The organism is Klebsiella sp. X1-16S-Nf21, from assembly GCF_002837615.1.
Lineage (GTDB): Bacteria > Pseudomonadota > Gammaproteobacteria > Enterobacterales > Enterobacteriaceae > Klebsiella > Klebsiella variicola.
This window is the reverse complement of the sequence record NZ_PJDK01000115.1, coordinates 1-12,536: the sequence shown is the minus strand read 5'-3', so window position 1 is coordinate 12,536 and position 12,536 is coordinate 1. Positions and strand designations below refer to the sequence as shown.

At 62.5% G+C, this 12,536-nt stretch carries 13 protein-coding genes; 4 read left to right on the top strand and 9 right to left on the bottom strand.

From position 1 onward, the window contains the following. The 6 genes from pcaC to CW267_RS28380 all read right to left on the bottom strand — a co-directional run. Window positions 1–373: 4-carboxymuconolactone decarboxylase (gene pcaC, locus CW267_RS28405; protein WP_101148695.1), on the bottom strand; the 373-nt coding region annotated here is incomplete at its 3' end. Further along, complete coding sequence (pcaD, locus tag CW267_RS28400) at window positions 363–1,130, bottom strand: 3-oxoadipate enol-lactonase (RefSeq protein ID WP_064180786.1); 768 nt, start codon at window positions 1,128–1,130, stop codon at window positions 363–365. The genes pcaC and pcaD, both read right to left, overlap by 11 nt. Continuing rightward, entirely contained in the window at window positions 1,120–2,472 is a 1,353-nt protein-coding gene (locus CW267_RS28395) for a 3-carboxy-cis,cis-muconate cycloisomerase (RefSeq protein ID WP_012968331.1), read from the bottom strand. The genes pcaD and CW267_RS28395 overlap by 11 nt, the downstream gene beginning before the upstream one ends. Window positions 2,473–2,481: 9 nt before the next feature. Beyond that, window positions 2,482–3,684, bottom strand: a complete 1,203-nt coding sequence (pcaF, locus tag CW267_RS28390; protein ID WP_008805052.1) for a 3-oxoadipyl-CoA thiolase — start codon at window positions 3,682–3,684, stop codon at window positions 2,482–2,484. A gap of 10 nt (window positions 3,685–3,694) precedes the next feature. Then, a complete protein-coding gene (locus CW267_RS28385) occupies window positions 3,695–4,351 on the bottom strand; it encodes a 3-oxoacid CoA-transferase subunit B (protein WP_012541879.1) in 657 nt (218 codons plus the stop codon). Window positions 4,352–4,361: 10 nt separating this feature from the next. Beyond that, window positions 4,362–5,048 (bottom strand): 3-oxoacid CoA-transferase subunit A, encoded by a 687-nt coding sequence (locus CW267_RS28380; protein WP_008805054.1) that lies wholly within the window; start codon window positions 5,046–5,048, stop codon window positions 4,362–4,364. Window positions 5,049–5,217: 169 nt separating this feature from the next. On the opposite strand from CW267_RS28380, the gene CW267_RS28375 reads away from it, so the two are divergent. Next, on the top strand, window positions 5,218–6,024 hold the full coding sequence (locus tag CW267_RS28375) for an IclR family transcriptional regulator C-terminal domain-containing protein (RefSeq protein WP_008805055.1): 807 nt from the start codon (window positions 5,218–5,220) through the stop codon (window positions 6,022–6,024). Here the strand turns inward: CW267_RS28375 and smrA are convergent. Further along, window positions 6,021–6,584, bottom strand: coding sequence for a DNA endonuclease SmrA (gene smrA, locus CW267_RS28370; protein ID WP_008805056.1), 564 nt, complete (start codon window positions 6,582–6,584; stop codon window positions 6,021–6,023). The genes CW267_RS28375 and smrA overlap by 4 nt on opposite strands. 101 nt (window positions 6,585–6,685) lie before the next feature. Further along, window positions 6,686–7,594, bottom strand: a complete 909-nt coding sequence (locus CW267_RS28365; protein ID WP_008805057.1) for a LysR family transcriptional regulator — start codon at window positions 7,592–7,594, stop codon at window positions 6,686–6,688. Window positions 7,595–7,760: 166 nt separating this feature from the next. On the opposite strand from CW267_RS28365, the gene CW267_RS28360 reads away from it, so the two are divergent. The 3 genes from CW267_RS28360 (at window position 7,761) to abgT (ending at window position 12,166) form a co-directional block, all read left to right on the top strand. Further along, the gene (locus CW267_RS28360) at window positions 7,761–9,071 is read left to right on the top strand and encodes a M20 family metallo-hydrolase (RefSeq protein ID WP_032735491.1); all 1,311 of its coding nucleotides are present in this window, start codon (window positions 7,761–7,763) and stop codon (window positions 9,069–9,071) included. Further along, window positions 9,071–10,516 (top strand): M20 family metallopeptidase, encoded by a 1,446-nt coding sequence (locus CW267_RS28355; protein ID WP_032735489.1) that lies wholly within the window; start codon window positions 9,071–9,073, stop codon window positions 10,514–10,516. Before CW267_RS28360 ends, CW267_RS28355 begins: the two co-directional genes overlap by 1 nt. Before the next feature lie 123 nt (window positions 10,517–10,639). Beyond that, window positions 10,640–12,166 carry a p-aminobenzoyl-glutamate transporter gene (gene abgT / locus CW267_RS28350; protein ID WP_022065675.1) on the top strand — a complete coding sequence of 509 codons (1,527 nt, stop codon included), beginning with the start codon at window positions 10,640–10,642 and terminating at the stop codon, window positions 12,164–12,166. A gap of 32 nt (window positions 12,167–12,198) precedes the next feature. Here abgT and CW267_RS28345 read toward each other — a convergent pair whose 3' ends face one another. Beyond that, on the bottom strand, window positions 12,199–12,357 hold the full coding sequence (locus CW267_RS28345; RefSeq protein WP_012541886.1) for a hypothetical protein: 159 nt from the start codon (window positions 12,355–12,357) through the stop codon (window positions 12,199–12,201). Between the last annotated feature and the right edge of the window lie 179 nt (window positions 12,358–12,536).

Sequence of the window (12,536 nt, the reverse complement as noted above, 5' to 3'; positions counted from 1 at the left end):
CGATGTCGTCAAACACCTGCTGCGCCAGATGCATCGTGGCATTCGCCGCCGGCAGCCCACAATACAGCGCAGAGTGCATGATCAACTCTTTCAGCTCATCGCGGGTGACCCCGTTGTTAAACGACGCGCGCAGATGCATCTTCAGCTCCGCCTCGCGATTGAGAGCAATCAGCATGGCAATGGTGATCATGCTGCGGGTGTGGTGGTCGAGCCCCGGACGGGTCCAGGTCTCACCCCAGGCGTAGCGGGTAATAAAGTCCTGAAACTCATCATTCAACGGCGTCAGATGCTGCAGCGTACGGTCGACGTGGGCGTCGCCCAATACTTTGCGCCGTACCGTCATTCCGTCCTGATAGCGCTGTTTATCCTCCATGGCGTTCCCCCTGGAAAAAGCTTAGCAGCGCCGAAGTAAAGCTTTTCGGCGCCTCAATGTTTGATAGATGCGATGCCGCCAGCACCACCACCTGGGAAGCGGGGATCTGCTGCTGCAGGAAACTGGCGTCACTGACCGTAGTGACAGGGTCACTTTCACCGGCGATAATTAATGTCGGCAGCGGGATCTGCCCCACTTCGCCCCGCAGGTCGGCGGCGGCCAGCGCCTCGCAGCAGGCGGCATAGCCTTCGATGTCGGTATGGGTTAACTGGTGGCATAGCGCCTCCACCACCTCCGGCGCCTTCTGGCGAAACGCATGAGTGAACCAGCGATCCGCCGCCCCGGCGGCCACCACCGCCATTCCCTCCTGGCGTACCGCCCGCGCCCGCGACAGCCAGCTGGCCTGATCGCCAATGCGCGCCGCGGTGTTGGCAACGGCCAGACCATAAAAACGTTCTGGCGCAAAGCGTCCCAGCCACAGGCCGGTCAGACCGCCCATCGAGATCCCGCAGAACCAGGCGCGGTCGATATTCAGGTGATCGAGCAGCGCAATCACATCTTCCCCCAGCTGGGCGAGGGTCACTTTGCCATTTTTCGTCGTATTACCGTGACCGTGGGTGTCATAGCGCAGCACCCGAAAATGGGCGGTTAACGCCTCGATCTGCGGCTGCCACATCGCCCGGGTGGTGCCCAGCGAGTTGGAGAGGACGATAACCGGCGCGCCCTCCGGCCCGTCGAGTTGATAATCAAGATTCATCACGTTGCTCCTGATAACGCGCCAGCACCTGGCGCACAAAGCGTTCGGCGCTGCCGGTCGCCGTTGCCGGGTCCAGCAGCGTGGTTAAGCGTTCACGAGAGAGATACTGACTGACCTGTGGGTCAGCCGCGAGCAGATCGACCAGCGGAGAGTGACGGTCCAGCGCCTGACGGCACAGCGCCTCGATATGATGATGCGCCTCGGCTTTGCCGATGAATTCCGCCAGCGCCAGGGTCACCGCCTCGGCCATGATCAGCCCGTGGGTGATATCGAGATCGGCACGCATTTTCTGCGGGAAGACCTGCATATCGCGCACCAGCGCTTCACTTTGCGCCAGCGCCCCGCCCACCAGAGTAATCAGATCCGGCAGCGTCTCCCACTCCGCCTGCCAGCCGCCCAGCGCCCGCTCGTGCTGCTGGAGCTGGCTGGCGTAGAGGGTCGCCATCAGCCCCGGCGTACGCTGGGCGGCGGTCAGGATCGCCGCGCAGGCCACCGGATTGCGCTTATGCGGCATCGTCGATGAGCCGCCGCGGCCTTCCGCCACCGGCTCGCCGACCTCAGCCACTTCGGTCTGCATCAGCAGGGAGAAGTCGTTAGCGAATTTCCCCAGGGTACCGCAGACACCGGCAAACCAGGCGCCCGCCTCCAGCAGCCGATCGCGCTGGCTGTGCCACGGGGTATCCGGCAGCGACAGACCGAGGATCTGCGCCAGCGCCTGGCCAACCGCCGGCCCTTTCTCTTTTAGCGCGTCAAGAGTGCCCGCGGCGCCGCCAAACTGCAGCACCAGCAGCCGCGGACGCATCTCGCGCAGCCGCTGCTGCCAGCGCAGGAGCGCGTCGAGGGTGCCCGCCAGCTTCAGGCCAAAGGTCACCGGCAGCGCATGCTGCATCCAGGTCCGACCCGGCATGACAGTATCGCGATAACGATCCGCCTGGAGAGCCAGGGCAGCCAACAGCTGCTCAAGCAAGGTCTCAGCGGCATCCAGCGCCCCGCGCAGCTGGAGCACCAGTCCGGTGTCGATGGCGTCCTGACTGGTGGCTCCCCAGTGGACGTAGCGCGCAGCCTCGGGATCTCGCGCTTTTACCTGTACCGTCAGCTGTTTCACCAGCGGGATCGCCAGGTTACCGGCCCCCACCGCCGCCTCGCCCAGCGCGGCAAAATCGATGGTCTCGTGGCGGCAGGCCGCGACAATCGGCCCGACCGCTTCCGGCGGCACCATCCCGCAGACGGCCTGCGCCTGCGCCAGCGCCGCTTCAAAATCCAGCATGCCCTGCACCCGCTGCGCGTCGCTGAACCAGTCGGTCAGCGGACTGCTGCGCAGCATTGGGGTCAACAAACTCATTCTGGCTCCTTAAACACGTTCAATAATCAGGGCGATCCCCTGTCCGACGCCGATGCACATGGTGCACAGGGCGTAGCGGCCGCCGGTCCGTTTCAGCTGATAAGCCGCGGTCATCGCCAGCCGGCCGCCGGAGGCACCGAGCGGGTGGCCCAGCGCGATCGCCCCGCCGTTAGGGTTCACGTGGGCGGCATCATCCGGTAAGCCCAGATCACGGGTCACCGCCAGCGCCTGAGCGGCGAAGGCTTCATTCAGCTCGATGACATCCATCTGGGCTAATGTCAGGCCGGTCTGCGCCAGCACCTTACGCACCGCGGGCGCCGGGCCAAAGCCCATGATCCGCGGCGCAACACCCGCCGTCGCCACGCCGACCACCCGGGCCAGCGGTTGAAGATCGTGAGCCGCCAGCGCCGTCTCGCTGGCCAGCAGCAGCGCACAGGCGCCATCGTTAACGCCGGAGGCGTTACCGGCGGTGACGCTGCCGTCGGCGCGCACCACGCCGCGCAGTTTAGCCAGCGCCTCCAGCGAGGTACTGCGCGGGTGCTCATCGCGGCTAAACAGCAGTGGCTCGCCTTTACGCTGCGGCACCTGGACGGCGATCAGCTCATCGGCGAAACGCCCCGCCTCCTGCGCCGCGGCGGTACGCAGTTGACTGCGTAAGGCGAACGCGTCCTGATCGGCACGGGAAATGGCAAACTCATCGGCGACGTTTTCCGCCGTCTCCGGCATGGAATGCACGCCGTACAGGGCTTTCATCTGCGGGTTAATAAAGCGCCAGCCGATGGTGGTATCCTCCATCTGCATGCTGCGGCTAAAGGCGCTCTCTGCTTTCCCCATCACAAACGGCGCGCGGGACATGCTCTCCACGCCACCGGCGATCATCAGCTGCGTCTCGCCGCTTTTAATCGCCCGCGCCGCGACGCCGATCGCATCGAGGCTGGAACCGCACAGGCGGTTGATGGTGCTCCCGGGCACGCTCTCCGGCAGCCCGGCCAGCAGCAGCGCCATCCGCGCCACGTTGCGGTTATCTTCCCCGGCCTGGTTGGCGCAGCCAAAGATCACATCGTCAATGCGCGAGGGATCCAGTCCCGGGTTACGCTCCAGCAGGGCTTTTAATGGCAGCGCCGCGAGGTCGTCGGCGCGCATCGTCGCCAGGGTACCACCGAAACGGCCAAAGGGTGTACGTACCGCATCACAGATAAATGCCTGATTCATCATAGGTTCCTTACGCGCTTTCCGCCAGTTGTTCAAAGGTCAGCGCCACCGGAGTGATGCGCTGCAGCTCTTCAAAAGAGAGACCGTTAAAGATTTCACGTACCACCGGGCCGCGGTCGGTGATGTCGATCACCGCCAGGTCGGTATAGATCCGGCTGACGCAGCCGACGCCGGTCAGCGGGTAGCTGCACTGCGCCACCAGCTTGCACTCGCCGTCACGGGTCAGGTGGTCCATCATCACGAACACCTGGCGGGCGCCGATGGCCAGATCCATCGCCCCGCCAACGGCCGGGATCGCATCCGGCGCACCGGTGCTCCAGTTCGCGAGGTCGCCGCTGGCGGAGACCTGATAGGCCCCCAGCACGCAGATATCGAGATGGCCGCCGCGCATCATGGCGAAGGAGTCGCCGTGGTGGAAATAGCAGCCGCCCTGCAGGAGGGTGACATACTCTTTACCGGCATTGATCAGCTCGGGATCTTCTTCCCCGGGCTGCGGTTTCGGCCCCATCCCCAACAGGCCGTTTTCGCTGTGCAGGAACACTTCTTTGTCGGCGGGCAGGTAATTGGCAATGCGGGTCGGCAGGCCGATGCCGAGGTTGACGTAAGCGCCTTCGGGAATATCGCGGGCCACGCGCTGGGCCATTTCGTCACGGGTCAGTTTTTGCATCTCGGGCTCCTCAGGCGCGTTGTGCGGCAGTCAGGTTTTCCAGCGAGAAGACACGCTGGACGAAAATGCCGGGGGTGATGATGTGTTCCGGGTCGAGGTCGCCCAGCGGCACCAGCTGCGAGACCTCGACGATGGTGGTTTTCGCCGCCGTCGCCATGATCGGGCCAAAGTTGCGCGCCGCCTTGCGATAGACCAGGTTGCCCCAGCGGTCGCCCTGATGGGCCTTAATCAGCGCGAAATCGGCTTTAATCGGATATTCCAGTACGTAATGGCGACCATCGATTTCCCGCGTCTCCTTGCCTTCCGCCAGCGGTGTGCCGTAGCCGGTGGGGGTAAACACTGCCCCCAGCCCGGCGCCAGCCGCCTGGATCCGCGCCGCGAGGTTACCCTGCGGCACCAGCTCCAGCTCCACTTTGCCGCGGCGATAGAGGTCATCGAAAATCTGGGAATCCACCTGGCGCGGGAAGGAGCAGATCATCTTGCGTACTCGCCCGGCTTTCAGCAGCGCCGCGAGACCCACTTCCCCGTTGCCGGCGTTGTTATTAATGATGGTCAGGTCGCGGGCGCCCTGGTCAATCAGGGCGTCAATCAGAAAGGTCGGCTGGCCGGCGGGACCAAAGCCGCCGATCATAATAGTCGCCCCGTCGTGGATCCCGGCGATGGCCTCGCTCAGCGTCGATACGCTTTTATCAATCATCAGGTCGCTCCAGTGATGTGCGGTAATCGCACTTTTATTCGTTGTTCGCACAAAATGTGACCCGCTTAACGATGTCGGTCAAGGGCGATAATCGAAATATGGTGCGATAATCGAACATCGGTTATCTTTAGCGAAAGAATGTGATCGATGGCAAATATGGGGAACAGAAATGGACAAGCATCCAGACGATTTACTGACCGGCGACGGCGATCCGTTTAAGGGCGATCCTAACTTTATGGCCTCCCTGGCGCGCGGCCTGGAGGTGATTCAGGCGTTCACGCCGCAGCGGCCCTTGCTGTCTATCTCGCAGATCAGCCAGAAGACCGGCATTCCGCGCGCGGCGGTGCGCCGCTGCCTGTATACCCTGAGCAAGCTGGGGTTCGTGTATGCCGAAGACGGTAAGAATTTCCAGCTGCGACCGCGGATCCTGGCGCTGGGCCACGCCTGGCTGGCCTCGACGCCGCTGGCGCGTTCGGCGCAGCCGGTGCTGCGACATCTGAGCGAAATGCTCAACGAGTCCTGCTCCATCGCCACCCTCGACGGGGACGATATTCTGTATATCGCCCGCGCCTCCAGCTCGCGGATTATGACCATCGACCTGGATATCGGCAGCCGCCTTCCGGCCTGGGCGACCTCGATGGGCCGGGTGCTGCTCAGCCATCAGCCGGAGGAGAAGCTCAACGACATGCTGGCTCGGGTGACCATGATCCGCTACACCCCGCAGACGGTGGATTCGGTGGCGAAGCTGCGCGCCGAACTGAAACGGGTGCATCAGCAGGGGTATGCCCTCAACGACCAGGAGCTGGAGATGGGCCTGCGCTCCCTCGCGGTACCGCTGTTTAACGCTCAGGGGCAGGTCCAGGCGGCGCTGAACGTTGGGGTGCATGCGGGCCAGATGTCGGCCCGCGAGATGATCGATCGCGTGCTGCCGGAGCTGCAAAAAGCCGCCCGCGAGCTGACGCTGCTTCTGCGCTAACGACTGCGCTTGGCGTGCTGCTCCCAGGTCTCCTGCTTCGCCTCGGCCGATTTACGCAGCGCGACATAGCAGGCGCCGCTGCCGCCATGATGTGGAAGCGCGGCGCAGAAGGCCTGCACCTCCGGCAGCTCTTCCAGCCAGCGCGCCAGATAGCTGCGGATAATATTGGCGTGGGACTGGTCGTCGCGGCCTTTGCCGTGAACGATCAGCACATTACGTAACCCCTCTTTCTGCGCCTGCACCATAAAGGCGAAGAGCATCTGTCGGCACTGTTCCACCGGCTGGCGCAGCAGGGAGAGGCTCGCCTGCTGGCTGTATTTCCCCCGCCGCAGCTTATCCAGCACGCCGCTCTGCAGCCCTTCACGCTTAAACTCCAGCGGCGTGGCGAGCGGCACGATATCGAGATAGCCGGTGGTGAGAAAATTATCCAGTTGCAGGGTATCGACGCGCTGCGGGGCCCGGCTGTTGCGCCCGGGATGCCAGTGCACGTCATTTTTACGTTTCAGAGGCTGGACATCTTCCATGGCGTCAAGAAACAGGGATTTGTCATCAAGGTTCATGGGCTCTCCTCCAGCGGCTGTCGCCAGCTACTATAGCCGCCCGGCGCTCCCCCCTCAACGCGTTTAGCCGCGTTCGCTGGCAAAGTGAGCGCGACGGGCGATTAAGGAAACAATTGTCGGCTTTGGCGGCGAAACAGCGTGATTAACGACGCCGTTAATGGCGTCTGCCGGGTATCGCGCCGCTGGATCAGATAATAGGTGGCCGTCGGCAAGACGTCGCGGACAGGGATCATCACCAGCTTGTCCGCCATCAGCGGATCGTTGCCGAGCTCCACCGGCAGGATGCTGAGAAAATCACTTTTCACTACCAGGCTAATGCACGACGAGAAGGTTTCGCAAACAATATCTACCTTAGGCGCTAACCCGGCCTGATTAAGCCGGTCCTGCAGCTGTTTAAAGTAGCTGCCGCGCGGCGTCGGCATGGTCCAGTGGTGATCCATCAACTCCCCCAGCGAGGTGGCCTGCGCCGCCGGATGTCCCGCGCGGGCAAACACCGCGAACGGTTTCTCAAACAGTTTCTCAAAGCTGAACTCATGGTCGTACGGCCCGGGGTAATAGGTATTGATGGTGAAATCCAGCTCTCCCTGGCGCAGCTCATTGATCATCGCCAGCAGCTGGCCCTCCATGATCCGCACCTTTACCTGCGGATGCTGCTGATGAAAGCGACAGATCACCGACGGCATCAGCGACCGGGCGACGCTGGCGCCAAGGCCAATATTAATTTGCCCGGCCTGCTCGCCCTGGCGCTGCAGCAGTTCGTCCTGCGCCGCCCGCAGTTCCTCAAGGATCAAGCTCGCATGTTGGTAAAAGCTTTCGCCGTTTTCGGTCAGCGCCACCCCCTGACTGCGGCGCACGAACAGCTGGGCGGAAAGCCCCTCCTCCAGCTCTTTAATCGCTTTGGTCAGGGCCGGCTGCGAGACCGCCAGCGCCCGGCTGGCGCCGCGAATACTCCCTTCCCGGGCCACTTCGACGAAGGCGCGGATATGATGAAATTTAATCTGAAATGCCATGCTTTCGGTGATAACCATTGTTTATCAGACAGAAGAAAATCACATCTACTGTAATCCATCAGGCTATGGCAGGTTAAGTGGGATACGGCCTGTAAAACGTAAGTGATAAACAAAAGCTATCACATCGTGAACGCCGTCACATTTTTTACTTATGACAGGATGAGCTATGCCGCAACTTGATGAATACCTCCACCAGCTGGCGCCGGCCATGATCCAATGGCGCCGTGATTTTCACCTGCACGCGGAATCCGGCTGGCTGGAATTCCGCACTGCCAGCAAGGTGGCGGAGATCCTCGACGGGCTCGGCTATCAGCTGGCGCTGGGGCGCGATGTCATCGATGCCGATAGCCGGATGGGGCTGCCGGACGAGGATACCCTGGCCCAGGCTTTCGAGCGCGCCCGCGAACAGGGCGCGCCGGAACGCTGGCTGCCGGCGTTTGAAGGCGGTTTCGCCGGCGTGGTCGCCACGCTCGACACCGGACGTCCCGGCCCAACCCTGGCCTTCCGCGTCGATATGGATGCCCTTGACCTCAATGAACAGCACGACGACAGCCACCGCCCTCATCGCGACCATTTCGCCTCCTGCAACGCCGGCATGATGCACGCCTGCGGCCATGATGGCCATACCGCCATCGGGCTGGGCCTGGCGCATGTCCTGAAGCAGTATGCCGCGCAGCTCAACGGGGTGATCAAACTGATTTTCCAGCCCGCTGAAGAGGGTACCCGCGGCGCCCGGGCGATGGTGGCCGCCGGCGTGGTGGATGACGTGGATTATTTCACGGCGATCCATATCGGGACCGGTGTGCCGGCAGGTACCGTCGTCTGCGGTGGCGACAACTTTATGGCCACTACTAAATTCGACGTGCAGTTCAGCGGCGTGGCCGCCCACGCCGGCGGCAAGCCGGAGGAGGGGCGCAACGCGCTGCTGGCCGCCGCCCAGGCCGCTCTTGGCCTGCACGCCATCCCGCCGCACAGCGCCGGCGCCTCGCGGGTCAACGTCGGGGTGATGCAGGCGGGCACCGGGCGCAACGTGGTGCCCTCTTCCGCGCTGTTAAAAGTGGAAACCCGCGGTGAAAGCGAAGCCATTAACCAGTACGTGTTCGAGCGGGCGCAGCACGTCATCGCCGGGGCGGCGGCGATGTACGAAGCCCGCTACGAACTACGCATGATGGGTGCGGCGACCGCCAGCGCGCCGTCGCCGGCGTGGGTGGACTATCTGCGCGAACAGGCCGCCCGTGTGCCCGGCGTGCAACAGGCGGTGGATCGTATCGCCGCCCCGGCGGGCTCGGAAGACGCCACCCTGATGATGGCCCGGGTCCAGGCGCGCGGCGGCCTCGCCTCGTACATGATCTTCGGCACCCAACTGAGCGCCGGTCACCACAACGAGAAGTTTGACTTCGACGAGAGCGTCATGGCGCTAGCGGTAGAAACTCTGGCGCGTATCGCGCTTAACTTTCCCTGGCAGCGGGGGGTGTAATGGAAGCCATTTTTCAGTTTGTGGACGAGATGATTGAGACGCGACGCGAGGCGTACTGCGCCATCGCCGATGACATCTGGGATCACCCGGAGACCCGCTTTGAGGAGTACTGGTCCGCCCAACGCCTGGCGGATGCGCTGGAGGCAGAAGGTTTCCAGCTCACTCGCGATGCGGGTGGGATCCCGAATGCCTTTATCGCCAGCGTCGGCGAAGGCCAACCGGTGATTGCCCTGCTCGGCGAATTTGACGCCCTGGCGGGCCTCAGCCAGCAGGCGCACTGCGCGGAACCGACACCCTTGACACCGGGAGCCAACGGCCACGGCTGCGGGCACAATCTGCTCGGTACGGCGGCATTCGCCGCGGCGGTCGCCGCCAAAGCCTGGCTGCAACAGCATGGCGGCGCGGGCACGCTGCGCTTCTATGGTTGTCCCGGCGAGGAAGGCGGATCGGGAAAAACCTTTATGGTGCGCGAAGGGTTGTTTGATGATGTCGATGCGGCGCTGACCTGGCATCCGGAAGCCTGGGCCGGGATGTTCAGCACCCGCACCCTCGCCAATATTCAGGCGGCATGGCGTTTTACCGGCACCGCCGCCCACGCTGCGAATTCGCCGCACCTGGGCCGGAGCGCGCTGGATGCCGTCACTCTGATGACCACCGGCAGCAACTTCCTCAATGAACATATCATCGAGAAGGCGCGGGTCCATTATGCCATTACCGATACCGGCGGTGTCTCGCCCAACGTGGTGCAGGCTCAGGCGGAAGTTCTGTATCTGATCCGTGCGCCGGAGATGGCCGACGCGGAGGAGATCTTCGCCCGCATCGAGAAGATTGCTCAGGGGGCCGCGCTGATGACCGAGACCCAGGTCAGCTGCCGCTTTGAAAAAGCCTGCTCCAGCTATCTCCCCAACCGCACGCTTGAGGCGGCGATGTATCAGGCGGTCTGTCATTACGGTACCCCCGCCTGGAGCGACGAGGAGCGCGCTTTTGCCGCGGCGATACGCGCCACCCTCAGCGCCAACGATATTAACAACAGCCTGAACAATATTGCCGGCACCAGTGGGGAGGAAGGCAAAACGTTCGCTCGTCGCCACCGCGACACGCTGCTGATTGATGAGGTGGCGCCCTGGGCGGCCACGGATAACGTCCTCGCCGGCTCCACTGACGTCGGCGATGTCAGCTGGAAAGCGCCGGTGGCTCAGTGCTTCAGCCCGTGCTTCGCGGTGGGAACCCCGCTGCACAGCTGGCAGCTGGTGAGCCAGGGCAGAACCTCCATTGCCCATAAAGGGATGTTGCTGGCGGGGAAAGTGCTCGCGGCGACCGCGATCCGTTTATTCAGCGACAGCGCGCTGCTGGCGGCCAGCCAACAAGAACTCAGGCAGGTACTGGCCGAACGCCCCTATCGTTGCCCGATCCCGGCGGAGGTGAGTCCGTCCGTTTTACGATAACCACTTAAGACAGGCTACTCCTGGCCAACGCTGACCGGCATCGCGGCACGCACCGACCATAATAACCGCCGGCAGTACGGGAGCAGGCCTGCCCAACACAACAACGACAACAGAGGAACGCCCATGAGTATGTCATCCATACCGTCGTCTTCCCCCGGCGGAAAGCGCTATGGCTGGGTAGAGAAGATCGGTAACAAAGTCCCGCACCCGTTTTTGCTGTTTATCTATCTTATCGTGGCGCTGATCGCGGCCACGGCGATACTTTCCGCCTTCAACGTCGGGGTGCAGAACCCTACGGATGGTTCACGGGTGGTGGTCAAAAATCTGCTCAGCGTGGAAGGGTTGCACTGGTTTTTGCCCAACGTCATTAAAAACTTCAGCGGTTTCGCGCCGCTGGGGGCGATCCTCGCCCTGGTGCTGGGCGCCGGCTTCGCCGAGCGGGTGGGTCTGTTACCCGCGCTGATGGTGAAGATGGCCTCTCACGTCAGCGCCCGCTATGCCAGCTATATGGTGCTGTTTATCGCCTTCTTCAGCCATATCTCTTCCGACGCGGCGCTGGTAATTATGCCGCCGCTGGGCGCGCTGATGTTCCTCGCCGTCGGTCGGCATCCTGTCGCCGGCCTGTTGGCGGCGATTGCCGGTGTGGGCTGCGGCTTTACCGCCAATTTACTGATCGTCACCACCGACGTACTGCTCTCGGGGATCAGCACCGAGGCGGCAAAATCCATCGATGCCTCTTTGCACGTCAGCGTGATCGACAACTGGTACTTTATGGCGACCTCAGTGATCGTCCTGACGCTCGTCGGCGGACTGATCACCGATAAGCTGGTGGAGCCGCGGCTGGGCCAGTGGCAAGGCAGTCGTGATGAAAAGCTGCAGACGCTGACGCCCGAGGAGCGTTTCGGCCTGCGCATCGCCGGCGTGGCAACGCTGGTATTCGTGGCGGTCGTCGCCCTGATGGTGGTCCCCGAGAACGGTATTCTTCGCGACCCGGTTCAACATACGGTCATGCCCTCGCCGTTTATCAAAGGCATCGTGCCGCTGATTATCTTTTTCTTCTTTGTCGTGTCGCTGGCATACGGCATCGCCACCGGCAAAATTCGCCGCCAGGCCGACCTGCCGCAGCTGATGATTGAGCCGATGAAAGAGATGGCCGGGTTTATCGTGATGGTCTTCCCGCTGGCGCAGTTCGTGGCGATGTTCAACTGGAGCAACATGGGCAAGTTTATGGCCGTCGGTCTGACGGACCTGCTGGAGAGCGCCGGGATGAACGGCGTCCCGGCGTTTGTCGGGCTCGCGCTGCTGTCGGCTTTTCTGTGTATGTTTATCGCCAGCGGCTCGGCCATCTGGTCGATTCTGGCGCCGATCTTCGTGCCGATGTTTATGCTGCTGGGCTTTCACCCGGCCTTTGCGCAGATCCTGTTTCGCATCGCCGATTCATCGGTGCTGCCGCTGGCGCCGGTGTCGCCGTTTGTGCCGCTGTTTCTCGGCTTCCTACAGCGCTACCGACCGGATGCCCGCCTCGGCACCTACTACTCGCTGGTGCTCCCTTACCCGCTGATTTTTCTCGCCGTCTGGCTGCTGTTGCTGGTGGGATGGTATCTGGTGGGACTGCCGATCGGCCCGGGCATCTATCCGCGTCTTCCTTAACCTGCTGGCAGGCCAGGGATGGCCGTATAGCCTTAACGCGACACCTTCGTTTTCACTTTGCTGGCCGCATGATCCACACTGGCTAATTTATAGAAAAGCGCTTTGTACACCCTTTCAAACACCAGGGTCAGACCGTGGATCGCTAAGCCGCTGATGATCAATACCAGTACGCCAGTCAGTATATATTGCATAGCTCCACCTCTGAGTGATTAATAGCGCCGCGCTGAGGCGTCGGCACCCTACCGGGCGCGTGAAGCACCGGCATCGTCAGTTAAAAAGTAGCAAAAACCATGCCCGATAACCCGCCAGGATCGATCCAAAAATAAATCATTGTGGCTTACGCAGAGCGCCAGCCCGTGATGCGGCTTTA